The 26,119-nt window shown below is 46.3% G+C and carries 20 protein-coding genes and 1 pseudogene; 16 read left to right on the forward strand and 5 right to left on the reverse strand.

Going from position 1 to position 26,119, the window contains the following annotated elements:
• Positions 1 to 50: 50 nt before the first annotated feature.
• Positions 51 to 1,667, reverse strand: coding sequence for an alkaline phosphatase (locus ACR8BL_RS24500; RefSeq protein ID WP_434753235.1), 1,617 nt, complete (start codon positions 1,665 to 1,667; stop codon positions 51 to 53).
• Positions 1,668 to 1,929: 262 nt separating this feature from the next.
• On the opposite strand from ACR8BL_RS24500, the gene ACR8BL_RS24505 reads away from it, so the two are divergent.
• The 5 genes from ACR8BL_RS24505 to ACR8BL_RS24525 all read left to right on the forward strand — a co-directional run bounded on the left by ACR8BL_RS24505 (position 1,930) and on the right by ACR8BL_RS24525 (position 9,811).
• Positions 1,930 to 3,843 carry an AraC family transcriptional regulator gene (locus ACR8BL_RS24505; RefSeq protein WP_434749955.1) on the forward strand — a complete coding sequence of 638 codons (1,914 nt, stop codon included), beginning with the start codon at positions 1,930 to 1,932 and terminating at the stop codon, positions 3,841 to 3,843.
• A 780-nt stretch (positions 3,844 to 4,623) separates the two neighbouring features.
• Positions 4,624 to 6,867 (forward strand): carboxylesterase/lipase family protein, encoded by a 2,244-nt coding sequence (locus ACR8BL_RS24510; protein ID WP_434749956.1) that lies wholly within the window; start codon positions 4,624 to 4,626, stop codon positions 6,865 to 6,867.
• A gap of 229 nt (positions 6,868 to 7,096) precedes the next feature.
• Positions 7,097 to 7,918 (forward strand): MerR family transcriptional regulator, encoded by an 822-nt coding sequence (locus ACR8BL_RS24515; protein ID WP_434749957.1) that lies wholly within the window; start codon positions 7,097 to 7,099, stop codon positions 7,916 to 7,918.
• Positions 7,919 to 7,964: 46 nt separating this feature from the next.
• Entirely contained in the window at positions 7,965 to 9,152 is a 1,188-nt protein-coding gene (locus tag ACR8BL_RS24520) for an MFS transporter (protein ID WP_434749958.1), read from the forward strand.
• A gap of 215 nt (positions 9,153 to 9,367) precedes the next feature.
• Positions 9,368 to 9,811 (forward strand): Hsp20/alpha crystallin family protein, encoded by a 444-nt coding sequence (locus ACR8BL_RS24525; protein ID WP_434749959.1) that lies wholly within the window; start codon positions 9,368 to 9,370, stop codon positions 9,809 to 9,811.
• A gap of 102 nt (positions 9,812 to 9,913) precedes the next feature.
• Here the strand turns inward: ACR8BL_RS24525 and ACR8BL_RS24530 are convergent, their stop codons facing one another.
• The gene (locus tag ACR8BL_RS24530) at positions 9,914 to 10,471 is read right to left on the reverse strand and encodes a DUF1697 domain-containing protein (RefSeq protein WP_434749960.1); all 558 of its coding nucleotides are present in this window, start codon (positions 10,469 to 10,471) and stop codon (positions 9,914 to 9,916) included.
• A 328-nt stretch (positions 10,472 to 10,799) separates the two neighbouring features.
• On the opposite strand from ACR8BL_RS24530, the gene ACR8BL_RS24535 reads away from it, so the two are divergent.
• On the forward strand, positions 10,800 to 11,168 hold the full coding sequence (locus ACR8BL_RS24535) for a VOC family protein (protein ID WP_434749961.1): 369 nt from the start codon (positions 10,800 to 10,802) through the stop codon (positions 11,166 to 11,168).
• Positions 11,169 to 11,274: 106 nt separating this feature from the next.
• Here the strand turns inward: ACR8BL_RS24535 and ACR8BL_RS24540 are convergent, their stop codons facing one another.
• Entirely contained in the window at positions 11,275 to 11,925 is a 651-nt protein-coding gene (locus ACR8BL_RS24540; protein ID WP_434749962.1) for a hypothetical protein, read from the reverse strand.
• 209 nt (positions 11,926 to 12,134) lie between these two features.
• Here ACR8BL_RS24540 and ACR8BL_RS24545 point away from each other — a divergent pair.
• The 5 genes and pseudogenes from ACR8BL_RS24545 (at position 12,135) to ACR8BL_RS24565 (ending at position 15,538) form a co-directional block, all read left to right on the forward strand.
• A pseudogene (locus ACR8BL_RS24545) lies at positions 12,135 to 12,787 on the forward strand (alpha/beta fold hydrolase).
• A gap of 126 nt (positions 12,788 to 12,913) precedes the next feature.
• Complete coding sequence (locus tag ACR8BL_RS24550; protein ID WP_434749963.1) at positions 12,914 to 13,381, forward strand: GGDEF domain-containing protein; 468 nt, start codon at positions 12,914 to 12,916, stop codon at positions 13,379 to 13,381.
• A 269-nt stretch (positions 13,382 to 13,650) separates the two neighbouring features.
• The gene (locus ACR8BL_RS24555) at positions 13,651 to 14,307 is read left to right on the forward strand and encodes a DUF2625 family protein (protein WP_434749964.1); all 657 of its coding nucleotides are present in this window, start codon (positions 13,651 to 13,653) and stop codon (positions 14,305 to 14,307) included.
• Positions 14,308 to 14,382: 75 nt separating this feature from the next.
• Positions 14,383 to 14,865, forward strand: a complete 483-nt coding sequence (locus ACR8BL_RS24560; RefSeq protein ID WP_434749965.1) for an SMI1/KNR4 family protein — start codon at positions 14,383 to 14,385, stop codon at positions 14,863 to 14,865.
• A gap of 307 nt (positions 14,866 to 15,172) precedes the next feature.
• Positions 15,173 to 15,538 carry a VOC family protein gene (locus ACR8BL_RS24565; protein WP_434753236.1) on the forward strand — a complete coding sequence of 122 codons (366 nt, stop codon included), beginning with the start codon at positions 15,173 to 15,175 and terminating at the stop codon, positions 15,536 to 15,538.
• Positions 15,539 to 15,689: 151 nt separating this feature from the next.
• On the opposite strand, the gene ACR8BL_RS24570 is transcribed toward ACR8BL_RS24565, so the two are convergent.
• On the reverse strand, positions 15,690 to 17,030 hold the full coding sequence (locus ACR8BL_RS24570; RefSeq protein WP_434749966.1) for an MFS transporter: 1,341 nt from the start codon (positions 17,028 to 17,030) through the stop codon (positions 15,690 to 15,692).
• 242 nt (positions 17,031 to 17,272) lie between these two features.
• Between ACR8BL_RS24570 and ACR8BL_RS24575 the strand changes: the two genes are divergently transcribed.
• Positions 17,273 to 17,659 carry a VOC family protein gene (locus tag ACR8BL_RS24575; protein ID WP_434749967.1) on the forward strand — a complete coding sequence of 129 codons (387 nt, stop codon included), beginning with the start codon at positions 17,273 to 17,275 and terminating at the stop codon, positions 17,657 to 17,659.
• A 151-nt stretch (positions 17,660 to 17,810) separates the two neighbouring features.
• Here ACR8BL_RS24575 and ACR8BL_RS24580 read toward each other — a convergent pair whose 3' ends face one another.
• Complete coding sequence (locus ACR8BL_RS24580; protein ID WP_434749968.1) at positions 17,811 to 20,462, reverse strand: cation-translocating P-type ATPase; 2,652 nt, start codon at positions 20,460 to 20,462, stop codon at positions 17,811 to 17,813.
• Positions 20,463 to 20,841: 379 nt separating this feature from the next.
• Here ACR8BL_RS24580 and hcp point away from each other — a divergent pair, with 379 nt between their 5' ends.
• The 4 genes from hcp to ACR8BL_RS24600 all read left to right on the forward strand — a co-directional run bounded on the left by hcp (position 20,842) and on the right by ACR8BL_RS24600 (position 26,067).
• Entirely contained in the window at positions 20,842 to 22,134 is a 1,293-nt protein-coding gene (gene hcp / locus ACR8BL_RS24585) for a hydroxylamine reductase (protein ID WP_434749969.1), read from the forward strand.
• A gap of 160 nt (positions 22,135 to 22,294) precedes the next feature.
• Entirely contained in the window at positions 22,295 to 23,911 is a 1,617-nt protein-coding gene (locus ACR8BL_RS24590; RefSeq protein ID WP_434756464.1) for a helix-turn-helix domain-containing protein, read from the forward strand.
• A gap of 111 nt (positions 23,912 to 24,022) precedes the next feature.
• A complete protein-coding gene (locus tag ACR8BL_RS24595) occupies positions 24,023 to 25,036 on the forward strand; it encodes an ABC transporter substrate-binding protein (RefSeq protein ID WP_434749971.1) in 1,014 nt (337 codons plus the stop codon).
• Complete coding sequence (locus ACR8BL_RS24600; RefSeq protein WP_434749972.1) at positions 25,036 to 26,067, forward strand: NAD(P)/FAD-dependent oxidoreductase; 1,032 nt, start codon at positions 25,036 to 25,038, stop codon at positions 26,065 to 26,067. Before ACR8BL_RS24595 ends, ACR8BL_RS24600 begins: the two co-directional genes overlap by 1 nt.
• The last annotated feature ends 52 nt before the right edge of the window (positions 26,068 to 26,119 follow it).

A 26,119-nucleotide genomic window follows, 5' to 3' on the forward strand; every position in this document is an offset into this window, starting at 1 on the left:
CTCGCGAGTGTTTGGGGGTTTTGGTCTTTGGGCCTTCGGGATAAACAGCTTTATTGGATCAGATCCACAGCACCTTGCGGCACAAAAGCCTCTATACCGTTATATACAATTACGCCTTCAAGTGCTGTCTTTTTGCCGTTCACAAGTGCAATATTTTTGTAGATTTGCAATTCAAGCTTGGTGTTTTCTTTCGTTACGAGAATCTTCGGATTTTTAACATCGGTTAGATCCAGTTTGTATGTGGCACCTTTGGCAGTAAACGCCTGTTTGGCAGGTACGAACAGTTGCTTGCTTACACTGTCCAGATCCAGATTGAGCACACGAGCCATATATTTGGCTACGTCCGTGTTATCAATAACACCGAAGGGACGATCATTGTTAGGGGCATACGTGTAAAGGACTACGTCTCCGCCCGTGTGTCCACCTGTTGTCCAACCGATACCAGCACGCTTACTGATCATTGGGCCTACCACATAGTTCAGGCTACCTGGCTCAGCAGCTTGAATTGTAACAATTTCTTCGGAAGTCAGATCCGAAATACCATAGTATTGTTTCATCACTGCTTTGATGTTGGTACGTTTCGCATCGAGTTTCGCTTCCACGCCTTCGCCTGTAAGCTTGGCTTTTTTCAGAGGCCCGATAAACGTGGACAAAGGTTCTTTGTCATACGTGCTTGTTGTAGCTGCGTTACCGATCGTAAGTCCACCGTTCTGATGGTCAGATACGGCAACAACGGCGGTTTGTCCGTCCGCTTTAGCGAAATCCATTGCTACTTTTACAGCATCATCAAAAGCAAGCACATCACTGATAATCCCAATCGGATCATTGGCATGAGCAGCCCAGTCTACCTTGCTGCCTTCGACCATCAGGAAGAAACCATCTTCGTCTTTGGAGAGAACCTCAATCGCTTTGGATGTCATCTGTGCCAGACTTGGCTGCTTGGCAGGATCACGATCCATGTTGTAAGACATGCCTGCTGGAGAGAACATGCCCCACAGTTTGTTAGAAGTAGATGCTTTCATCGCCGCAGGTGTAGTCACGTAATCGTAGCCAAGTGCTTTGATGGAGGCAACGAGATGGTTACCATCCTTGCGACCAGCCGGTTCCAGATATTTACTACCGCCGCCCAGTACAACATCGATGCCATTGAAGACTTGTTGTTTGCTGAGTGCGTCGTAGTTTTTACGGTCAGGATAGTGGGCAGAGAAGTCTGCCGGTGTGGCATGCATGATTTCGGATGTAGCTACAATCCCCGTTGCTTTACCCGCAAGTTTGGAAGCTTCCAATACGGAAGCAACAGGTTTTCTTTCGTCGCCTTTTGCAATCGCTTTTTGTCCAGGCATGGTGGCCTTGTCCGGCAATACACTGACAAAACCGGTATGAGATTTATGTCCTGTGGCAAAGGCTGTTCCTGCAGGAGCCGAGTCCGCAATCGGCGCATCCGCAGAGTGTGTACGAACCATACCGCTTGCCATGGAATCAATGGTCAGGGATGAGCCTTTGTACCATCGAGCCAGTGCAGTAGCATCATTAGCCATACCGTCAGGAATAAGAATGATTACATTTTTGATGGGCGAACCAGAAGTTGTTGAAGTACCGTCTTCCACAGCCCAAGCTGCACTACTGCCTCCCAGCGTAGCCGTAACAATGGTGGTGACCGCGAGCATTATTTTGGCTGCACGGGTATTGAAGCGATTTAACATGAACATCCTCCTAATAAATATGTATAGTTTAGTATCCAGAACCCAGTGTATACAACAATTGCTAAAGGAACGTCAGCGTTAGGTTAATTAATTGTAAAAATTACGATTATAAGTTAAAGCTTACATAATAGACGAACTGGACAAAATGATGAGCACTCTTGTATGGTAAGGATGAAATCGGACATGCAGGAACAAAAGTCCAATGATCGTTTTGAGGTGGTTCATAATGAAAGAATGGTCAGAGGCCATTCGGTGGTGGAATGATAAACAAGTGAAACTTATCGATATCCGCCATAATGTATTGCATCCGGGGCAGGAGCTTTCGACAACTATTTTGCCGGCACGGGCTTTTTTGATCATAAATAAGGGTGAAGCAGACATCCAGTTCGGGACGGACAGGTTCACATCGGATCAGACACTCATTTTACATGGTGAAAAAGGTACATCACTGCGTATTCGCTGTATGCAGCAATCGCTGGATTATTATTTGCTTCTATATAAAGCGCAATTGCCTGCGGTTAGCTTTGATCTGCCGGAAGATCAAAGTATACGAGGAATACATATCTCTCCGGAAAATAGATACTATTTTGCAGCATCCTACCCATCAACACTTCTTACTATTGTGGAAAAAATGGCCGACTCATGGACGAGTCGTGAGGAACTGGATCGGCTGCAGGTTACCGGACTGTTCTATCAATTTGTACATGAGCAATTTCGCCAGTGGAAGATGGCACGTGAGCAGCACGTTGAATCGCTGGAGCTTGCGGAGCAGATTGAAGCTTATATTCAGGAGCACTATGCTTTTTCGATCTCCATGGAAAATATGGCTGCACATTTCCACTACAGCACGCATTATCTGGCCCGGGTATTCAAACGTAAGTTTGGCTGTAGCCCGATGGATTATGTGATCCAGACCCGAATCAAGCGAGCGAAAACGTTGCTCACCGAGACGGAAGCACAGATTCGCGAGGTTGCTGAAAGCGTTGGATATAAGGATATGTACTATTTTAGCCGCATTTTCAAAAGAACGACTGGAGAGACCCCGGCGCAATATAAGCTGCATAGTCATCGAATCAAAGGTTCAAATCGTACGAACAAGAGGTCGGAATCGTTCATTGCTGACAGGGACAAGCATGGTTATATTGGTAATAACGATAATCATTATCAATACAACACATGGAGCGTGGACGATTTGAACCTTCGTTTTAAGCCTACATTTGCGGTTAGTTTATTATTTAGTTTATCGCTGTTGCTCGCAGCATGCGGGGCAGCAACTGAGCAGCAGCCTGCAACGAGTGCAGAACCGGTACAGCCATCCACTCGAATGTATACAGATGCTACAGGAAGAAAGGTTGAGATTCCAACGCAGCCTTCCAAACCTGTTATCATAACCTATGGCGGATATCTGCTGCCACTTGGGATGAAACCCGCAGGGGCGAACACGGAAACGCTGGAACAATATCCGAAAGAACTGGCAGGAGTACCGGACATCGGATCAGGCAATGGCAACGTTGAGATGATCTCAGGCCTGGAACCAGATGTGATCATTGTACCTGACTACACCAATAAGGAGATCGTAGATACGTACGCGAAGATCGCACCAACGATTACAGTTGCCTGGGGTGGTGACCCGGATGTCATCAATACGTTAAGAACGATGGGGGATATTATGGATCGCAAGGATGAAGCGGAGCAATGGATTGCGAAGTTTGAAGAGAAACTGAAGAGTATTCGCAGTGAATTGAAGATTAATATCAAACCGGGCACAACCGCCATGTCCTTTGTGATCTACAATAAAGAGGTATTGCTTGGGGGCGAAGGCGGTACGTTGGGCAAGCTGATTTATGAGGATTTTGGATTTTCGATGCCTGAGCAGTATAAAGCCTATTCGGATGGCGGGACGGTGCTTTCCTTGGAAAAGCTGGCAGACAAGCCAGCGGACTACTTCTTCACCCAGATGGATGATGAAGAGATGGATCACATGATGAAACTTTTTGAGGAACCGGTATATCAGAGCATTCCCGCGATCAAAAATAATCGAATTATTAACGTGTCCCGGAACTACTGGAACTATGGGCCATATCTGGCGGATAAGGGTCTCGACAGTTTGATTGAGCAAGTGAAGAAACTGCAAGAGTAGTATGGTGGATGATCAGCTACAACGGCTTGATCTCAAAGTTAAACCATGGATGAATCGAAGCTGATTCGTTCATGTTTTTTTTCTGAGGGGAAGGTTAAGGCTGATGTTTAGCGCAATATTTCTCGATATCTTTTTGATAAAACATTGCTAGCGCTTTCATTTTGTGCTAATATCACGATAATAACAGGATTGTAACCGCATTTAGGGCAAGACCTGTTCCAGTTCATTCGCTTCATTTTGGAAAATCAGGCGATTGATTGCGTTTTACTGTATAAGCTGAACTATTTCTTTTACACGTTAACGAAGAGGGCAAAAAAAACCTGGAAAAGCGAAGCGTTCGCCTTTATCACCGGATTTTCCCCTTTAGAAAAGGGAATCCAAAAAATCTGGGGATAACAGCGATTGAAAGGTTATTCTGTCATCAGAGTGGATTGTGTAAAATCTTTAGTTAAACTTATATAGAGTGACCATAATTCAATACCATACCTCATTATTCTCAGGGTTGTTACGTATCGCAGGCAAAACCTGGATTGAGGGCGGCAGACCATGCTATTGCACAGTCTGTTTGCTCTTGATTCAGGTTTTTTTATATAGAAATTCGCCTGAATGTCATGACCAAAGGGCCGCAGCAGTTCATATCAGCAGAAAGGAGGACAGTTGTTCGTTACTCCATGATCAAGAAATAGAATGATCCAAACCTTGGAATACTGTACTCAAAGATGTGATATTTCCAGACTATTTTTCCTATCATACACGACTAGACAGCGAGGAGATTTAACTATGAAAAAAATGAAACGTTCTATTGCAGTAGCAGCGATTCTCAGCTTGTGTTTATCGGGTCTACCCGCATATGCAGCAGGTAATACAGGTTCATCTTTGTCCCCGGCGATGGACAAGCTCGTTCAAGCAGAGCTTATTCGCGGGAATGGTCAAGGTGTAAATGCAGCTTATCTGAGTAAACATGCGACACGCATTCAGGCCGCCGTGCTTTACTTGCGTTTGTCGGGTCTGGAAAAGGAAGCACTTGCCTATCAAGGAACCGAAACCTATACGGATGCCGCTCAGGCAGGTAAAGTATTGCAACCCGTTGTTGCATATTTAAAACAGCATCCTTATCTGGCCGGCGTAGTCACGGAAACAGAACGTTTTGCGCCTAATGCACCGCTGACAGCAGAGGAATATGCGGCGCTGCTGCTCAAGGTCCTTGGTTATGAAGCAGGCACGGATTACAAGTCAGGAGAAGCTTCCGCGTTTGCAGCAAGCCAAGGCATCAAAGCCCTTCAAGGAAAAGGAACGGCACAGCTGACCAACCGTCTGATGGCAGAAGCCACGGCACAGGCATTGCAGGCTCAGCTCAAAAATGGCACAGGCACGTTGGAGCAACTTTGGTCAAAACATAAACAGGCGGGGGCGTTTAAACCACAAACGCTACAGCAAACAAAATATGGAGCCATCGATGGTAAATCCTATGACCAATACGGAACGCTTGGCTGGCTTGGTGTTCCCTACGCAGCACCTCCGGTAGGTGAACTGCGCTGGAAAGCACCGCAAGAGCCGAAGGCTTGGACAGGCACAAGAGAAGCGAAGGAATTCGCGGCCAACAGTCTGCAAATTTCCGGTAAAACGACAGCAGGTAGTGAGGATTCCTTATATCTGAACATCTGGCGTCCGAACACAACAAGTACAAAACTGCCGGTGATGGTTTTCCTGCACGGCGGCGGTAATATGACCGGATCAGGCAAGGACTTTCAGGGGGAACAGATTGCACGTAATACGAATAGCATCATTATCTCGGTGAACTATCGTTTGGGAGCACTTGGTTTCTTCCAGAACACTGCACTGAAAACAGGTAATGCTCTTGATGATTCCGGTAACTATGGCTTGCTTGATGCATTCCGTGCATTAGAGTGGGTTCAGGATAACATTGCAGGTTTTGGTGGGGACACCGGAAATGTGACACTCGCGGGTCAATCCGCCGGGGCACGTGATGTTCTGGCAACACTGATCTCTCCGCTTAGCAAGGGATTGTATCAAAAAGCGATTGCGTTCAGTGGTGGTTTGACGACAGCCTCACCTGAAGCAGGGCAACAAAAATCCGAGGATGCCATCGTGAAGCTGCTTGTGCAAGAGGGCAAAGCGGCAAATGCAGACGAAGCCAAAGCCTGGATCGGCAAGCAAACGCCAGCACAGCTCGAAACCTATCTGCGTGCATTGCCTGCGGACAAACTGGTGACTGTATTTGGCGCAACGGCCATCCGTATGCAGCCATTCCCGCATCTGTTCCGTGATGGTACGGTGATTCCAAAAGAAGGTTTTGATGCGATCAACCGTGGCAAATATGCCAAAGTCCCTGTACTGCTCGGCAGCCTGGAAACGGAATTCTCCGCTTTTGCTTTTGGTGATCCAAGCTTTGCTCCATCCATCGGTGATGGAACATTGCTCACAGACCAGACAAAAGCGGCTCAATATGCGGCTGCGCTGAAGTATGGCAGCGAAGCATACGCGGGCTTTAATGCGGAACGTGTAGCCGAAAAGTTAACCAGTGCAGCTGGTCAGCCGCCAGTATATGCCTATCGTTTTGCATGGGGGACTCAGCCAGGCGTCATCTCGGAATATCTGCAGACGATACTGGGCGCTCCGCATGGTGCGGATATGGACTTCTACACAGGAAAAGCAGCGGGTATTGCAGCTTACTTCCCTGAAGGTTACTTCAGTGATGTCAACAAGCCGGGACGTGAGCAGTTGTCTGCTGCGATGGCAGCTTACCTGAAGCAGTTCCTATACACGGGCAATCCAGGCACGGGTGGAACGTCTGTGCTTGCTGCATGGACACCATGGACGAAAGACGCCAAGGCACCGATTATGCGTCTGGATGCCAATAACACAACCGCCGAGATCGGCATGTCCTCTCAGTTTAATCAGGGCAAAGAAGCGGTGATGGCCAAGATGAAGAAAGAATTGCCTGAAGAGACGTACAAACTGTTGACGGAGAAAGTGTTTGCAGGTCGTTTCTTCTGGGAATGATGAAATCGTTCACGAATTAATTTAAAATGAGAATGAAGGACAGGAGATTGTTGCCCCTGTCCTTTTTCTGTTTCTTTTATGCGAATAGATTTTGAGGCGAAAAGGCGTTAAAAGATGCCCTTCAGCGGATTTCAAGAAACGCCCTAATGTCCTGAATAATATACCCTTGACTTTCCCCTGCACGGGAGACTGTATACTCACGTTAAGTTAATGGATTGGAGATGATAATTTGTTCAAAATCAGTACGTTTGCCAAGCTAAGCAAGCTTTCTCTGAAAACGCTGCGCTATTACGACCAGATCGGTATTCTCAAGCCGCGTAAAGTAGACGAGGATACGGGCTACCGATATTATTCTGCAGATCAGTTGCTCGAACTTAACCGAATTCTCATCTATAAGGAATTGGGTTTTACATTACCGCAGATTGCACAATTGCTTCAGGAAGACATTTCATCTGACCACATTCAAGGCATGTTCAGACTGAAAAGAAGTGAAATACAGCAAATGATTGATGCAGAGCAAGCCAAACTCGCCCGGATTGAGGAGCGTATCCAGCTTATGGAGAGGGAAGGGCAGTTGGAGACGGGGCAGGAGATCAGAATCAAGGCCGAGGTTGCCCAAACATTCTTGTTCTATAGGGCAAATGGGGGAGACGGACGCATTCCAGAGCTGCTTCATCATCTGGATTCGCTGTTGACCAAAGACATGCATCAATGGATACAAGGCCCACAGGTCGTTTTGTGGCGAGAAGTGGATGGAAAAGAAGACGAGTTCGAGTTTGAAGTTGGTTACTTCTTAACAGGTGAGCCTGCGGCTGTTCCCGAACCGTTTCAGCTGAGAAATCTGCCGCCGGAACCGATGGTTGCTTCCATGGCGTTCCATTCGCATTCGAATTTTGATGTGGCAGCCTGTGTACATTTAGCGCAATGGATTGAGAAAAACAACTACCAGATCAAAGAGAACGAACCGGGGAGAGAATACTATTTGCCCTTATCCCCTGAACAAGATGCACAGTACATTGAGATCCAGATTCCGATTACCACAGGTAACTAGAAGGCATAAATGGAAAATGAACATATAGAAGATGGAGTGAGCACAGTTGAAAAATAAAGGAACAATCTATATTCTGGCACTGGCCGTGTTTCTGATCGGCACCATTGAATACATCATCACCGGAATCATTGAGATGATGGCTACGGATCTTGGCGTATCTACGGCAGAAGCGGGCTTGTTAGTGACCGTATTTGCCCTTGCTGCTGCCATTTTGGCTCCGATTCTGATTGCTATAACAATCAATACCGATCGCAGGCAACTGCTGCTGCTGACCTTTGGGGTGTTTATTGCCAGCAATGGCCTCATGATGTTTGATCTTTCATACGAAGTGATGCTCTGGATACGGATTATTCAGGGGGCAAGTGGAGGCATGACAACTGTTGTTGCCATGGCTGCAGCGACAAGGCTTGTGGAGAATGAGAAGCGAGGCAATGCGATCGGGATCATTCTGATGGGGCTTAGCAGCTCGCTGGTGCTCGGCGTGCCGATCGGTACATTTTTTAGTGAAATGTTTGGCTGGAGAGTCCTGTTTATGGTCATTGGTATCCTGAGTATTATTCCGTTCGTGATCATCTATCGAAGGGTTCCAGGAATCAAAGAGGAAGAGAAAGTGACGATTGGCATGCAGCTCTCCATGCTGAAAAATAAAGCGGTTCTAATCGCGTTGATGGTGACCTTGTTATATGTGGGCGGCTACGCTACGTTGTTCACCTATATTACGCCATTTTTGCAAACGACCTCGTCCCTTTCCATGACCGAAATTAGTCTCATCTTGTTCTTGGCAGGCATTTGCAGCTTTATGGGTTCCAAACTGGGCGGACAATTGGCCGATACCAAGGGATCAAAATTCACGATTTTGCTCGGACTGGTGCTGCAAGGCATAACTCTTCTTTTATTTGCTCTGACAGGAGCACATCTGATCTTGCTGATCCTGGTTCTGATGATATTTATGTTAGCGACGTGGAGCATTTCTCCTGCTCAGCAATTATATCTGGTTACATTGGCACCTCGTAGCCCGGACATGGCCTTAAGTGTGAATACGTCCTTTATTCAATTTGGTTTTGCCATGGGCTCCGGGTTAGGGGGGCTTGTCATTAGCAAGGCCTCTGTTCTGAATTTAAATTGGGCAGGCTTTGCTGCGGTAGGTATAGCATTTTTGTTAGCCATGTTTCAGTTTAGGGGAGCAAGCAAGAGGGAGGAAGCTACTTCTGGACAGAAGCTCAATGCGCAGTAAGGTAGGGCGAAGCAGCGGATATTAGTCAGATAAAGTCAGAAAGTCAAAAATGGTCAAATTAAATGAGAAAACGATCTATTTTTATATATTGAACCAAGATGACAGATCATCGCTTTATATCACCTATAATCGGCTTTGAGCCTTTAGGCCATCCTGAATACAATAATAGATGTAAGCAACAACTAAACCCAACCACATTTAAGGAGATGATGTTCATGTTTGATCTGATTCCATTTCGCAGAAGAAATGAAGACCCGTTCGGACAGATGCTGAAATCCTTCCATGACATGGTTGACACCTCATTCTTCTCTTCGTTTGGAAACGGTATGCAGCCATTTCGCACCGACATTCGGGAGGAAGAGGGCAAGTATCTGGTTGAGGCCGAGCTTCCGGGCATCGCCAAAGAAGATATTGATATTCAGGTGCAAGGCAATGAACTCGTCATTCGCGCCAAACGTAATGAACTGATCGAACAGAAGGATGACGAGGGCCGAATGATTCGGCAGGAACGTCGTGCCGGGGATTTTGTTCGTCGTTTCTACGTGGATCGTATTGATGAGGAAAATATCAAGGCACGGCTGGAAAATGGGTTGTTGAAGCTGGACATTCCCAAACGCCCAGGCGATGAGCAAACACACAGACGCATTCAGATTGACTGATGGTGATCAAAGTTATCGGGTGAAAAGTATAATAGAGGTCGTAAGAAAAGGACCTAACATTCTTTAACGGATGTTAAGTCCTTCGTTTATTTTGTATAGATTTTATTCCTCTGCAGCAGCTTGCATAAGAGCATAAATTTTACGTGTTGTATTCACATTTCTAACGGTCATGTAAGAATAGACCTTGGAGCCAACCAGCTTGTTCATCCCACTTCGGGATGCATCTTCTCTGCTTACCGAATATAAGAGCGCTCCAGGCATATAGATGAGTGTTCCAATCCCTGGCTTGAGGGGTAGCTTCTCCAGCACATCGACATCGTTAATCTCTTCCCACAAAAAGAGAACATCACTTTTAGCCTGATCATCATTCGTCCAATCGGAAGGCAGAGCCTGCATGACAGCGGTTATCTCCTTCATATCCCGCACCAGCACTTTAATTTGCAAGCCGAATTCCGCGGAAATTGCCTGTTCAAGAATTTTGGATAATTCGGCATGGGCATCGGTTCGTTCCTGATCATCGGTGAAGATGATGTTACCGGAGTTGATGTAAGTGACTACCTTTTGCATACCCGCCTGTTCAAACGTTTGTCTGAGCTGTTTCATGCCGATTTTGTTATTGCCGCCTACATTAATTCCCCGAAGTAAAGCTACATAGATCATCAATACATCCTCCTAAGACTAGGGCGTGTCTTGAAACTGACTGAAGTGCATCTTTTACCACCTTTTCGCCCCCTGCTGCGTCACTTTCCCTTGACGTGCCCCGGCACGCCTGCAGTAAACTTCCTGGCTTGGAACGAAAATTCGGCAAAATCTGCTTCCTTCAGCGTTTTCAGACACACCCTAGAAAATCTAAAAAAATGAAAAACGCTACTGACATACTGTTGGCAAGAGAGAGGTTCTATAATCGAGATACACATTAAGAAAGCGAGGTTATTTATAAGATTTTAGTCATCTTGGATTAACCAATATAAAGGAGGACTTTATCCGTATGTCAGTCATTGGACCCGATTTCATTTCTCTTCAGGTGAGCAATCTTGAAAGCTCGGCAGAATTTTACCAGAACAATCTCGGATTGGTACGCTCACAAGCTGGACCGCCTCATGCAGTGGTCTTTGAGACAAAGCCCATCGCGTTTGCTCTTCGTGATCTTATGCCAGGGGTAGAACTTGGTTCAGGTAATCAGCCGGGACTTGGTGTGGCTGTGTGGTTGCATGCTCCTGATGCGCAAGAAATCCACGACAAGCTTCTCGCAGCAGGTGTAAAGATTACATCCGTGCCAATCGATGGCCCCTTCGGGCGCACCTTCACATTTGCTGACCCAGATGGTTATTTTATTACTCTTCACAGTAAAGCCTGATATGCTCCCCAAGTAGTACACAGCTGGAATGTAAATGCTGTTACTGTGAGGGGAGCTTTTTAGTCCCCTGTTGTTTATTCAAACTTCCCCGATTACCTCATACTAGTCATAAAGATAGATATTCGAAAAGGTGTTTCGTATGTTCCTGTCCAAGCAATTTCTCTAATTTTGGTTCCACCTCCGAAAGGTATTCCGGTTTCGTTTCATAGGTCTCTTCGTCCTTTACTTCCCCTGCCAACGAACGCGCAGCTTCAATCAGGATGGAAAGAGCATTAAAAAAATTGGCGAGAGAAGCTGCAATACGTTTCGGTTCTCCACCCTCAAATGCTACATAGACAGGAGAATCTGGAGCTTCTGTGTCAACAATAATGGGATCATCATTCACATTGGCGATGACCATATGATTGGGTGACCACGAAGCAGATTCCTCGTAAGGTTCCTGCAAACCAACCCAGCGAAAGCCTAATTGCTGACGATGCAGATGCTCGGGGGCAACAAAAAAGAGCAGAGCGGCATCGCCAATTTCCACAGCAGCACTCTTCATTTTCAGAGTGCCTTCGGCTTGAGCATCTACCATCTCGTAATGGCTGTAGAGGTACTCAAGCTCTGGCGAAAGAGAAATACGCTTATCCACTTCAGGCTGAACCGGAAATGCCCGAGGCCGGAGATCGTGATTTTGAAAAAGTCCGTAGGTTTCATTATATAAGTCTTGCTGTTCAACAAAACGAGTTAAGGCTGCGCCCAGTAATGGCATCATATTGCTTTCCTCCTGATTAGTTATAATCCCTATTTTATATCAAGATGCAGAAGGTTACATCCTCTTGGAATGTGCCAAAATATCAGTATTAAAAAGTTGATTTGCCATGTGCAAAAACGGTAATATAAATATTTTTAACCCTAATCCCAACATTTTCCGATATAATATTCTGAAAAATATAATTATGATCTCTTTGAGAGGTGAGTCAGATGACCGTTGACGTCCTTGTACGCAACAATGTAAATGTTTTGGGAACGGGCAGCCAGACGATCAGGTTTGCACATGGCTTTGGGTGTGATCAGGATATGTGGCGACATATCGTGCCTGCTTTTTTTTGAACAATATCGTATTATTCTTTTTGATTATGTAGGGTCAGGACAATCCAAAATTAACTATTATGATGCTCTTAAATATAATAATCTCCATGGATATGCCCAGGATGTGCTTGAGATTATCGAGGTATTGGAACGGCGGGATATTGATGAGCTGTTAGAGATGATGCAATTGAACTTTATCGGTCGGGTAAGTTATTTGTCCCCTATTGTGATGCAGAACGGAGCGAAAGGATCTGACGGAGGAGTTGGAGAAGAGCTTCTGTTCCCGTGATCCGCATATTGCCCGGCAATTTGCCGAAGTGACGTTTCTATCCGATTGCCGAGTCGAACTGGATATGGTGTCTGTGCCTACCTTGATTCTGCAATGCTCGGATGACAGCATCGCTCCTTTGGAAGTAGGAGATTACCTGCACTCCCACCTGAAGAATAGCAGGTTACAGCAGATGAATGCCAAAGGGCATTACCCTCATTTCAGTGAGCCGGACGAGACGATTCGATTGATCAAAGAATATCTGACTAGTGCATAACATGCAGAAGAAAGGCTGTTATTTTCATGGACAAGCAATTAGACACGGCGCCCTGTGGATACTTCTCGATATCGGATTCGGGCGTGATCCTGTCGATAAATCAAACATTTCTGGACATGATCGGACGTGAAGAACCGCCGATTTTTTCAGGAGAAAATGGCTGACCATCTGTCCCTCTACCATAAGGAAAAACGGGAATTCTCTCTGCTTGTGATGGATATTGATCACTTTAAAAGGATTAATGACACCTATGGACATCCTATTGGTGATCTGGTACTTGGTAATCTGGCCGGCTTGCTGCAATCTATATCACGGGACATCGATGTGGTGGCACGTTACGGTGGTGAGGAGTTTGTCATCATTTTGGCGAATTGCGGAGAGAAGCAAGCCATCAGCATTGCTGAACGTTATCGTGCACAAGTAGCTTCGGCGGATTGGGGGGAATATCAAATTACGGTGAGTATTGGCGCGGCAACGATCTCGACAGTAGATGCGGATCTATCCTTATTTCAAAAGGCGGATGATTCACTCTATGCGTCTAAGACAGCCGGACGAAATCGGGTGACGCATGCCGCCCATTTGATCGAGCACTAGCGCTGGTGAAGCCGTTTGGCATGAATTGTAGATATGTTCAGCCGTTCGAGCGACTCGTATAACGGCAGAAGACTCCGAATTACTGAGCACAAAAACGGATCAGCAGGCAGAGGATTATCCGCCTTGCTTGATCCGTTTCTTTGTTACGGAGTCATTCTTATGTTAGCTGGGTATCAAATGTAAAATATGATTATACCAGATTTGAATGGCAGTATAAGCCATGGTATGCTGTGAAAAGTCATTGAATTGGAGAGGAGGGTCGTTGAAAGATGAACAAACTGTCTGCGAATGAATCAGTGGACCGGGAAAATCATGCCTGGAAAGAACTTAAAGAGCTTCTGGATAAGGGTGATAATACATATACCTATGTTCCGGCGAAGCCCGAGATGGGCGAGGATACACTTTACCAGATCCAAGTGAGTACACGTTCCTATCTGGGGGCTGTCGCATATGAGACACAGGGCATTGTAGTGGATCATGGATGGATCACCCTGTTAGGTGCAGGTGGGGAGAGTGTACATGGTAGTTTGACCAGCTGGAATGGCTTGAGTGCTCAACCCGCGGTACAAGCATTGCCGGGCATGATGGTCGTTGCGTACGATGTGGCCGGAGGTTTTTTTGCACTGGATACCGGCAAGTTCGGTGGTACAGGGCAGATTCATTATTTTGCACCGGATGCGCTCGAGTGGGAATCAACAGAGCTTTCATATTCCGAGTTCATGACTTGGGTGGCTGAGGGAGATCTGCAGTTATTTTACGAAACGTTTCGCTGGAAAGGCTGGCAGGAGGATATGGCACAGTTGGAAACAGGTCATGTGTTTGCTTATTATCCTCCACTATGGACGAAAGAAGGCGGCGGAAAGAGCAGCAGTAAAACGCCAGTTCACATCACTGAAGCTTGGAAGACGGCGCTGGAAGCGAAATGATATCAAGTGCAGGGTGATCGCTGATGTTGGATAGAAGAGGGCAGAAGTATACGGAATTGGTCAGGAGGAATAGGGGTGCAGGATAAAGAGGAGTCAATGAAGGTGAATGGAAACATAGATCATATTCAGGCTCATTATGGTATTGTTTTTCCACAGGAATACCTGGACTTTATACAGCTGCATGGCGATGCTTCTTTTGAACTGATGCAAGGTACAGAGGTTGAGGATTGGGAGATTCGCTTTCATGTATTGGATGACCAGTTTATCGCGAATAATGCTGCGCTGGTCGACGAAGTTAACCCTGATCCGCGGCGAGTTATTCCTATTGCGTGGAGTGTAAGCAGTGGTAACAACTATTTACTCGATTATCGTGAGAACGAAGAGACGCCCTCCGTGCTCGTCATGGAGCATGAACTGGCGATGGTGCGAGAGGATGCCGAGAGCGAAGCAGAAACGGATGAAGAAGCACAGCAGTTAATGGAGGAAAATGTGAAGCAGCTCGCTGCCAATTTCCGTTCATTTGCTTCGCTTCTCCAGATGCGGCCATCGCATATTTAACGCAATATGGGTAGTAAAAAGGCTCGCAACGGGTGTGAGCTTTTTTCGATTGCTCTTTTCTAGGGTGTGTCTGAAAACGCTGAAGGAAGCAGAATTTGCTGAATTTCCGTTCCAAGCCAGTAAGTTTTCCGCAGGCATGCCGGGAGACGTCAAGGGAAAGTGACGCAGCAGGGGGCGAAAAGGCGGTAAACGATGCACTTCAGTAGGTTTCAAGACACACCTAATATATTCTTGCTTTTGAACATGGAAAATAGTATATTTTTTGGGAATGTTTGTTCTTATAGGATGGTAGAAGGAGATGGATCAAGTGTTTAAAAAGTTAGAATGCGTTTGTATTCATACAAAAAATATTGAGAAATCACTTTTGTTTTACATTTCTATGGGCTTAACAGAAAATTGGAAAATAAAACGTATCTTGGAGAGCGGTTCTACCTGGACAGTGATAGGTTTAAAATTTCCCCAAAAAGATAGTTCTGAACTTGTGCTAAGTAATCACCCTGATATCAATTTTACAGAAGTTGAAATTCTTGTTGATGATGTGAGACAAGCATATGACGAACTAAGCAAAAACGAAGAAATCCAATGGATTAGAACTCCTTTTGCCACTGAGTCTGGACATATTGCTGTAATGGAAGCCCCTGATGGAAATGTGTTTGTATTAGTGGGAAAGTAAATACTGAGACTCTACAGTAAATACATGCCGATCCGTTACTAAATCGAACTTCATCGAATGTTTCCAACCCTTTTGCTCTGATTGAGGCATATCAAAAAAAAGTTCTCATGGAGTTGTGTCCATTTCACTATGGTCTTTCCCTTTCAATTCATTAGCTATCAGAGGTTAGATCACGATTAGCAATTGAAGCGGCTCTGCTGTGCCATAAGGTCAGTCCGAGAGAGACTAAACATACCAATAGCAGGCAGCCGTATACCACATGATAGGCTTCTTTTACCGATACACCAGGTATGGCGTGGAGAAGCAAACCGCAGACGGCTACAGATACCGAACCACCGAAGAATTGAATCAGCTGTAACAACCCCATACCTGAACCGATCTGGTTTCTAGGCAGCACCCGCGAAGCTTCGTTGTTCAAGGAGGCCATGGATGCAGACAATGCTGGCGAGAAGAACACATAACCGCCTGTGATAATCAGAGCCGACTGGTCGAGTCCAAACATGAACAGCACAAGAACGGCTGCAAGCATACACTGTCCAATCAGCATAAATCGCATATTGCCATACTGATCAATCCATCGTCCGACATAGCGGGTACAGAAGGCCGAGATGATCGCTCCGGGAGCGATTAACAAGCCAATGGCAAGGGGAGAACGATGATACAGATCCGCAAGCACTAACGGCATGAGGAACAGGTTCCCGAGATTAACCACCAACACGCAGAAGCCAATGATAATGAGACGGGTGAATCCCAGTGTTCGAAACACTTGTGGGTTAACAAATGGCAACCTTGCTCTGCGAATATACAGAATATGTGCAACCAGAGAGGCGATGCCGATGACAAGCCATATCCATGACCGCTGTGTAATGGCTACCAGCAGGGTGGTTGCATTAATGATGGTGAGCAGTGCACCAGTAAGGTCAAACGGCTGCTCTTTGTTCACGGTTTCCCGTGGTAAAAAATAGAGTAATACCGGCAGGGCCAGCAGCACCAGCACCGTAATTGCAAACAACCCGTTCCAGCCCATGTACTCACTGATCAGTCCGCCGACAATGGGGCCAAGACCAAAGGCCATCGCGCTACCTGACGAGATGAGCGCCAGGGCTGCACCGCGTCGTTCCACCGGAATATAACGACTCGCAATGACCAGACCGAGGCCAGCCATAACCCCTGCTCCTGCCGATTGCAGAATACGTGTCGTCAGCAACAAGGCAAAATTATGTGCGAACAAACCGAGTAAGGACGAGCAGCCGAGAATCAGTAGCCCAACCGTGACCAGCTTACGCACTGGAATTCGGTCGGATAAGCGGCTGTAGATCACGGTAGACAGGGCATATCCGATGGAGTAGCTGGAGATGACCCAGGAGCCGAGATCAGAAGTGATCTGAAGATCACGGATAATGACCGGCAGCGAAACGTTAAACATGGTCGTATTCATTACCACGATGAAGAGGCAGCATGTCCAGAGTGGCATCACAATTTTTTCTTTCACGTAACCATTCCTGTCTTGTATAGATTATCGTATGATATGAATAAGCCTTGGCATTATATATGTTGAGGACAAAACAATATTTAATTTTACTCCTCATATATTAATATGGCAATAGTGTCATATTTCTTTTAAAGCCACTACATAACAAGCAACGCAGACCTGATCAGAAGCAAACAGCAGCACAGCGCAATGCCCAAGATATAAGAAATACAGCAAAATTGTACATGAAGGAGCGTCATTCCATGAATCCAGTTTTATTGCAGTCCCACAGTGTGTTCCCAACCTTTGATATGAGGAGAACTGCCGCTTTCTATGAAGAAAAATTAAAGTTTCGAGTGGTTGAATATTTGGATGCCTTAGAGCCTCATGTCTGCCTGTACCGCGATTCTACCGAGATTATTTTAACCCAAAGCAATGGACAGAAGGTTATCCCCAACAGAGAGTTATACGGCTACGGATATGATGCCTATTTTATTACCAAACAGCAGGAAGAGCTTGAGCAGGAATTTATCGACGCAGGTGTAACGATTGTACGTTCCTTCCATCATTCCGATTATAATAACAAAGAATTTGTGATTGAGGATATTGATGGACGATGGATTGCCTTTGGAATCAAGCAGAAGAATTAGGAGCAGGAAGCACGTACGGTATGATCTACTCTATCTAAAAATAGCCCTGATAAACAACCAGCGCCCTCTATAAGGGGCGCTGGTTGTTTATCTATTCCATATTGCACACAACAGTACACATAACGATGCGCATCATCACAGCCTGTAACAATTAAGCCGCCGTGGTTAGCTTGCCGCGATTGCGAATCCACTTGATGACATCCATCAGGATGACGGCACCTAGCGCAAGCCCACCTGCGATCAGGAATTCATCCCAGCCGAAGGTGTCAGGAATGGCAAAGATGCTGCGAACACCCGGAATCAGTGTAATGCCGTAAAGGCAGAGACAGACCACAATCGAACCAAGCACCAGCTTGTTGGTCAGGAAACCGACCTGAAAAATCGTCTGGGTATTGGAGCGTGCCGCAAAGGTTTGTAGACTACGGGCCAGAATGAGTGTCGTAAACGCCATCGCGACACTAATCTCTTCGGAGATACCAAGTCCGATATACTGTGATACAATCACGGCAATGCCGATCAGCACCCCGCGTGTAATAACAGCCTGTAGCGTCCCACCTGCAAAAATACCCTCGTTGATGTCTCGTGGCTTGCGCCGCATCACATCCGGTTCAGCCTTCTCCGTGCCGAGCGCAATAGCCGGCAGCGAGTCGTTCACCAGATTGATAAACAGCAGTTGCAGTGCTGTGAACGGATTCACCCAGCCGACAACCAGTGCGAAGAGGATGGCGATAATGGCGCCGAGGTTCCCGGCGAACAGGTAGGCGATGGCCTTTTTAATATTATCAAACACCATCCGTCCAACGCTGACCGCATTTACGATAGATACAAAGTTATCATCCGTCAAAATCATGGCTGCCGCATCTTTGGCGACATCGGTTCCACTTCCCATGGCTACGCCGATGTCGGCCTGTTTCAGTGCAGGTGCGTCGTTGACGCCGTCTCCAGTCATGGCTGCAACTTTACCTTTGCGCTGCCACGCACGCACGATGCGGATTTTATTTTCAGGGGATACCCTGGCGTAGACTGAGATATGTTCAAGCTGTTGATCCAGCTCTTCATCCGACATTTTGTCCAGCTCAGCACCGGTGATGGCAAGATCATCTTTGTCAGCCAGCCCAATGTCGATGCCGATGGCCTGAGCTGTTGTTTTGTGGTCACCCGTAATCATGATGGTACGAATGCCTGCTTTTTTCGACTCTTCAATGGAGCCGTAGACCGCCTCACGCGGCGGATCAATCATGGCGGTCAGGCCGACTAATATAAGATCGGATTCGTCTTCGGGAGTGACCTCTTTTCTGTCATCAAATCGTTTGTATGCATAAGCGAGAACCCGGAAGGCACGTTTGGAGAACGCTTCATTCTTCTCTTCAAACCGGGTGCGAATCTCAGGAGTCATAGGCTGCACTTCACCGTGGATAAATACATGGCTACAGCGGCTGAACAACACATCCGGGCCGCCTTTGGTCAGCAAAGCAGTCTGCCCCTCGAACGTATGCACCGTGCTCATCAGTTTGCGATCCGAGTCAAAAGGGAGTTCGGCTTCACGCGGAAACTGATCACGAATTTCATTATAATCTTTGTTCACACTGTTGCTGAAGGCAATGAGAGCGACCTCAGTGGGATCACCAAGTTCCTTGCCCTCCTGGTTAATATTCGAATCATTACAGAGTACGGCAATGTGTAACAACCGCCGTTCCTCTTCTGACCATTCGGCAGGGTCATCAGGAAATTCGTCTTTGGTGCCGTGAGGGATGTAATAATCAACAACGGTCATTTTGTTTTGAGTAAGTGTTCCTGTTTTATCCGTACAGATAATGCTTGCCGACCCCAAAGCTTCCACCGCGGGTAATCTGCGGATAATCGCATGTTGCTTGGCCATCTTGCTGGTACCAAGAGACAGTACGATGGTAACGATGGAGGAGAGCGCTTCAGGGATAGCGGCTACCGCAACGGCTACCGCAAACATCAATGCGTTGATAAGCGATGGGCCGATATTTTCGGTGCCTTCCGTCAGCCACACCCGTCCAGCTTCAATGGCAAAAATAAGAATGGACAGGCCAAGGATGAAAAAGCCCAGTTTTTTGCTGAATGATTCCAGCTTGCGCTGCAGTGGTGTTTCCTTGGCTTCCGCATTTTCAATCAACTCCGCAATTTTACCGATTTCGGTTTTCAGTGCCGTACCGGTAATAACGATTGTGCCGCGACCGTACACAACCAGAGAGCCGCTGAACGCCATGTTGCGCCGATCCCCAATCCCGGCTTCTTCATGAATGATATCGGTATGTTTCTCCGCTGCCTCGGATTCCCCGGTCAGCATGCCTTCATTCATTTTCAGACTGCCTGATTCTAGAATACGCCCGTCCGCCGGTACATAATCTCCAGCATCTAACAGAACGATATCTCCGGGAACGAGTTCCCGTGCGGGGAGTGTCTGCTTTTGTCCATCTCGAATGACTTTGGCCTCTGGGGCAGACATTTGCCTGAGAGCATCAAGTGAGCTTTCCGCTTTTTTGGTCTGTACAACGCTAATGATTGCGTTAAGCAGAATGACGAGAAAGATGATCAGGGATTCGATCAGATGCCCAAGCACAACCTGTACAGCGGCTGCGATCAGCAGCACGATGACCATCGGGTCTTTAAAATTTTCCAAGAACAGTTTCCAGATCGGTGTAGCGTCTTTTCCTTTTAACTCGTTATATCCTACAGATTCTAATCTCTTCGCTGCTTCGGATGTGGACAGTCCATTTTCGGAACTCTGTACCTCCTGCAATACTTCCTCTACACTGTGCCTGTAATGTTGCAATTGACCAGCTCCTCGGCATTTGATTTATATGTGTATTACCCGAACAGACAAAAACTAGAATCGCCAAGTGATGTTGTTTTTCAACGTTTTATATGTAGTTTGACGATAGGCTTGGGCAACATCAGCTGTCTATGTCATTATTCATATTTCCAGTGATACTTATGCGTAGCATCTCTGGAATGAAAGTTTTGATTTTACAGAAGGAGCATTTGTTATGTCGTGATGCTGGTAATTGGTTGGATGATAGTCTTAGATAAGTTCAAAAAGGGGGAATATGGGTGTTAGTTTGCAAAACTGTGTGTAATATCACAATTGTGTGCCTCCGGCTCTGTTAGGCTATTTCATAACAAGGAGTTAATTTGGTTTGGAGGGAATTTATATGTTTTGTTATCAATGTGAACAGACGCCGAGCGGTGGATGTAAAGTGATTGGGGTTTGTGGTAAAAATGAAACGATTGCCAGCTTGCAGGATACGATGATCTTTGCCCTGAAAGGGATTGCAGCTTACGCAACACACGCGCGCCAGCTGGGTTATACCGATCCTGAGGTGGATCGGATCACACACGAAGCTTTATATATGACGCTCACCAACTCGAACTTTAATCAGCAGGAACATCTGGAGATGGCGATGAAAGTCGGAAATGCCGCGATTCGAATCATGGATGTACTGGATCGTGCCCATACGGATCGCTTTGGTATCCCGCAGCCAATCACAGTGAGTCAGAACCAGATTGAAGGTCAATGTATCGTTGTAACAGGTCACAATCTGTATGCGCTGGAGGAATTGCTGCGTCAGACAGAAGGTAAAGGGATCAACATCTACACTCACTCCGAAATGCTGCCAGCGCACGGTTATCCGGCATTGAAGAAGTATGCTCACCTCAAAGGAAATATCGGTAAAGCCTGGTACGATCAGCGTAGACTGTTCGAAGAATTCCCGGGTGCCATTCTGGCAACAACCAACTGCGTTATGCCGATCAAAGGCACGTATGCAGATCGTTTCTTCTCCTACGAAGTGGCTGGTCTCGAGGGAGTAGCTAAGATTACAGGAGAGGATTTCTCCCCTCTTATTGAGCGCGCGTTGTCATTACCTGCGGCGAACGTACAATCGGAGCAAGTGTTAACGACAGGTTATCACCATGAGACGGTGATTGGACTTGCACCGGAGATCATCCAAGCGGTCAAAGACGGACATATTCGCCGCTTCTTTGTCATCGCAGGCTGCGATGCACCGGGCAAAGGCGGCAACTACTACCGCGAGCTTGCTACATCCCTGCCGAATGATACCGTCATTCTCACCACCTCTTGCGGCAAATTCCGGTTTAATGATGTGGATTACGGTACCGTTGGGGACACAGGTATTCCGCGGTATATTGACCTCGGACAATGCAACAATTCCGGTTCAACGGTTAAAATTGCGATGGCTTTGGCCGATGCTTTTGGCTGTACGGTGAATGAGCTTCCTGTCAGCATCGTATTGTCGTGGTTTGAGCAAAAAGCGGTAGCTATTCTACTTGGTTTGTTCAGCCTCGGCATTCAGGATATCCGGATTGGACCTAAACCGCCTGAATTTATTTCGGAAGGTGTTCTGGATGTACTTGTGGATCTGTTTGGCTTGAAACTGATCACGACAGCAGAAGAAGATATGAACGCAATGCTGGCGTTATCTTAATTAAACCTAGCTACATGATTAGATGGGATAAAAGAGTCGTGCTTCCTGCACGGCTTTTTTTGACGTTGAGATACAATTCCGTCACAGGATTGCACAGAGGATATGATTCAGGTAGGATGAGTTCAAATAACAGCGAGTATGATCGTGAAAGGATAAGGATATGCCTCAGAACATGGAATGGATCGCTCAGTGGAAGTCAACTAAGGCATTAACCAATACATGGGTATCAGCCGGGGAGCGGCATTACTTTGCCAGTCACAGCTTGATATTTATTATGGATGGTAAAGCGATATGGAATGTAAATGGTCATAGCATTCAAGTCTCTTTTGGAGAGCTGATTGCGCTTGAAGAGAGATCGGTACTGGAGGTCATTGACGGAGGAAATATGGATCTGGCCGGTTGGCATGTGCAGTTCGAAACCTACGCTGTATTGAATGATAAGAGTGAAGTAGAGAAGTTCGGTTGGCATGTACCCTCAGGAGAAAACTATCAGAAGGTGCCGCTGAGAGGAGGAAGTCTGGCGAGTATCATTCAGCACATGAGTAAAGAAAACAACGGTGATCGGAGTGCAGAGTGGGTTGGAAATCAGCATTTGTTATATGAACTGTTAAATAATCTCTATCAGCAAAAGCCAGATAACGAACTGAGGCGGGAAAATGGTATACTTCGCTCCATCCATTATATGCGAGAGCATTATGATCAGGTGATTACACGAGGACAGTTGGCGCAGATTGCCGGCATTACCCCATGGCACTATTCCCGCAAATTCAGTGAACAATATGGTAAGCCGCCACTGGATTATTTGGCTCATTATCGGATCTATCGTGCTCAGGAAGAACTGTTATTAACCTCAGCCACTTCACAGGATATTGCTAAAAAATCCGGGTTTGAGGATGCTCATTATTTCAGCCGCCGCTTCAAACAGCTGACGGGGGTATCACCGAAACAATTCAGACAAACCTTGAAGCAGCGTAGAATGGTGGTACTCTCTCCGATCTGCGCAGAGATGATGATTCATCTGGGTGTCATTCCACATGCTGTTGTGGTAACTCCGATCCTGCTGGCTCCACATCAACGTGAGCAATTTATAGATCATGGCGTGAGGCTGCTTGAAGTTACGCAATATGATGTGGACTTGGAACTTGTTCGACAAGTCGAACCAGAGATCATTATAGGTAACAGTATGACGGAAGAAATCAAAAGGGAACTGCGCACGATTGCACCGCTTTTGACAGGACTTCATCAGAACATAGAGCCTTTGCTCCTTCAATTAGCAGTCTGGTTTCATATGGAAGAGGAAGCTCAAGGACTTCAGTTACAATTGAAACAACAGATCATCGAAGCAAAACAACAGTTACAACCCATCCTTCAAGCAGCCTCAACAGTTATGTTGTTAAGGGTAGAAGCCTTTGGTTATCGTTACTTGGGTGGGCAATCATACGGGATATCACAGTTGTTATATGATCAGCTTGGATTATCACTTCCGCAAGCACTTAATCAAGGTACATCCTGGTTCAATCCTTGCTCGCTTGAACTACTGGTACAAGCTAATCCGGATTATCTGTTTGTCGAGAAACGAATCATGCAGCATTTCAGCGCGGATGAGAATATGAGGAAATTGTTGGAGAGTCCGCAATGGAGTGAACTTCAAGCTGTAAAAAATAATAGAGTATTGTACATAGATACTCAGCTGTGGGTGGATGGTCATGGCATTAGGGGCCAAAATCTGATTCTGAATCAGATGATCAGCAATCTGACAGACGATGCTCCAGAGTGAGCACAATAATCTATCTGAATACGCACGATATGCTATGGATGAAACCCTTCTTATTTGATACTATTTGATAATAATTATCATTATCAATACATATAAGGGGCGAAGCATATCATGTTACGAAGTTTCAGAGGATTCGGAATCATGCTGGTAGTGATCAGTATCTTGCTTGCGGCATGTTCCAGCGGAAGCAAAGAAGAAGCAACAGCGGGAGCATCAGGAACTCAGAATGAGGAAGCAGCAAGTACAACAAAAGCTGAAGCGAGAACCAGTGGGACCAAAGTGGTAAAGGATCAATTTGGAGAGGTGACCATCCCTGCCCATCCTCAAAATCTGGTTGTGTTTGATTCCATCTATGCCGAGTATTTAATTGAGATGGGAGTTACCCCACAGATTGTATTGTATACACCGGAAGTTGAAGCGGAATATCGCCCAGCCTATTTTAAAGAACACGGTGTTCAGACAATAGAAGTAGAACAATATCAATACAATTATGAACAGTTGCTTGCGTTATCACCGGATATGATTCTTGCAGCCGGTGAGGGGATGGAACAGGGCGTATACGATGAATTGTCCAAAATCGCTCCGACTGTGGCACTGGATGCCAATAGTGAAATGGAGCGGGCGATGCCGAAATTAGCGGCCATCTTCGACAAGACTGAGGAATCTGCTAAGGTACTGGCTGAATTTGACGAGAAAGCTGCACAGGCCAAAGATAAGATTGAAACTGCTCTGGGAGACAAGACGGTAATAGTCCTGCGTGTGGAGCACAATCGTTACCGTTTCATGGGTCCCAAAGGGGGAAGCAGCAGTGTCTTTTTCTATGAAACCCTCGGTCTGAATAGTCCGAAGGCTATTAAAGATTCTACAGATTGGTTCAGTCAGTTCTCTCTGGAATTTCTGCCTGAGATGAATCCGGATTATATCTTCTTGGAAGACAGAACCCTCGTTGGATATGACACGAAGAAATCCATGGAAGATCTGAAAGCGAGCCAGGTGTGGGCGAATCTGGATGCTGTGAAGAATGATCGTGTTTTTCCGCTGAAAACCAGTGAATTTGTATCCGGTGTGGGTCCAATAGGTTCGGTTAAATTAATGGACTATGTTGTTGGAAAGTTGGTGCCTTGATGAATACAGAGAAGCAACTGGACATTTATGATATTACGATCGTAGGCGGTGGGCCTGCGGGAATGTACTCTGCATTCTACAGCGGAATGAGAGCCATGCGTACTAAAATCATTGAAGCCAAACAGGAACTGGGCGGATTTATGCGTACTTATCCGGAGAAGTTGATCTGGGATGTCGGGGGGATCGAGCCTGTACGTTGTGAGAAGCTGATTGAATCATTGGAGGTACAAGCGAGAACATTCGACCCTACTATTGTATTCGGTCAACAGATTGATCAGATGCATCGGCGTGAAGATGGTGTATTTGTGTTGACAACCAAGACGGGAGAGCAGCATTACACACGAACCATCCTTTTATGTGCAGGTCGGGGAATGACACAGGTTCAAAAGCTGGACATAGAGGGTTCCAACCGATATGAACTGACCAATCTGCATTACACGGTTACAGATCTTTCCCGTTTTAATGGCAAACGGGTTTTGATCTCCGGAGGTGGTGATTCCGCCATCGACTGGGCCAATGAAATAGCTAAAATTGCGAATGAAGTCATCGTAGTACACCGGCGGCATGAGTTCACCGGACATGAGACACCAGTTGCGCAGATGAAAGCACAGGCTCAGGTTTTAACACCCTATAGGATCTCTCACTTGTATGGTGCAGGTGACCAGATCAACCGTGTTGAACTCGAACATATGGAGACTGGGGAATTGAAGCAACTCGAAATGGATGAAGTAATCGTGAGTCATGGTTATGATCGTGACTTCGGCAATCTCGTACAGTGGGGACTGGAACGGGAAGATTATGGGGTGAGCGTTGATGCGCGCATGCGTACCAGCATTCCAGGTGTGTTCGGAGCCGGTGACTTCATCACTTATGGAAGCAAAGTGCGACTGATCGCAGGAGCCTTCAACGATGCAGTGCTTGCCGTTAACAGTGCCAAGATGTATCTGGAACCTGCTGCATCCGATATGGCAGGTGTGTCTTCTCACAATGCCCGGTTCTTTGAGAAAAACAAAGCTCTTTCCAACAGATAGACAGGCGTATAATTATTTTCCAATGATAACTTATATGTAATTTCATTAAATG

It is taken from the genome of Paenibacillus amylolyticus (genome assembly GCF_051136285.1).
GTDB classification, from domain to species: Bacteria; Bacillota; Bacilli; order Paenibacillales; family Paenibacillaceae; genus Paenibacillus; species Paenibacillus amylolyticus_F.

Excerpts from the sequence above, each read along its gene's own strand:
- ACR8BL_RS24500 (WP_434753235.1), bottom strand. The coding sequence starts at position 1,667 with ATGCTCGCGGTCACCACCATTGTTACGGCTACGCTGGGAGGCAGTAGT.
- ACR8BL_RS24505 (WP_434749955.1), top strand. The coding sequence starts at position 1,930 with ATGAAAGAATGGTCAGAGGCCATTCGGTGGTGGAATGATAAACAAGTG.
- ACR8BL_RS24510 (WP_434749956.1), top strand. The coding sequence starts at position 4,624 with ATGAAAAAAATGAAACGTTCTATTGCAGTAGCAGCGATTCTCAGCTTG.
- ACR8BL_RS24525 (WP_434749959.1), top strand. The coding sequence starts at position 9,368 with ATGTTTGATCTGATTCCATTTCGCAGAAGAAATGAAGACCCGTTCGGA.
- ACR8BL_RS24530 (WP_434749960.1), bottom strand. The coding sequence starts at position 10,471 with ATGATCTATGTAGCTTTACTTCGGGGAATTAATGTAGGCGGCAATAAC.
- ACR8BL_RS24535 (WP_434749961.1), top strand. The coding sequence starts at position 10,800 with ATGTCAGTCATTGGACCCGATTTCATTTCTCTTCAGGTGAGCAATCTT.
- ACR8BL_RS24540 (WP_434749962.1), bottom strand. The coding sequence starts at position 11,925 with ATGATGCCATTACTGGGCGCAGCCTTAACTCGTTTTGTTGAACAGCAA.
- ACR8BL_RS24555 (WP_434749964.1), top strand. The coding sequence starts at position 13,651 with ATGAACAAACTGTCTGCGAATGAATCAGTGGACCGGGAAAATCATGCC.
- ACR8BL_RS24575 (WP_434749967.1), top strand. The coding sequence starts at position 17,273 with ATGAATCCAGTTTTATTGCAGTCCCACAGTGTGTTCCCAACCTTTGAT.
- hcp (WP_434749969.1), top strand. The coding sequence starts at position 20,842 with ATGTTTTGTTATCAATGTGAACAGACGCCGAGCGGTGGATGTAAAGTG.
- ACR8BL_RS24590 (WP_434756464.1), top strand. The coding sequence starts at position 22,295 with ATGCCTCAGAACATGGAATGGATCGCTCAGTGGAAGTCAACTAAGGCA.
- ACR8BL_RS24595 (WP_434749971.1), top strand. The coding sequence starts at position 24,023 with ATGTTACGAAGTTTCAGAGGATTCGGAATCATGCTGGTAGTGATCAGT.
- ACR8BL_RS24600 (WP_434749972.1), top strand. The coding sequence starts at position 25,036 with ATGAATACAGAGAAGCAACTGGACATTTATGATATTACGATCGTAGGC.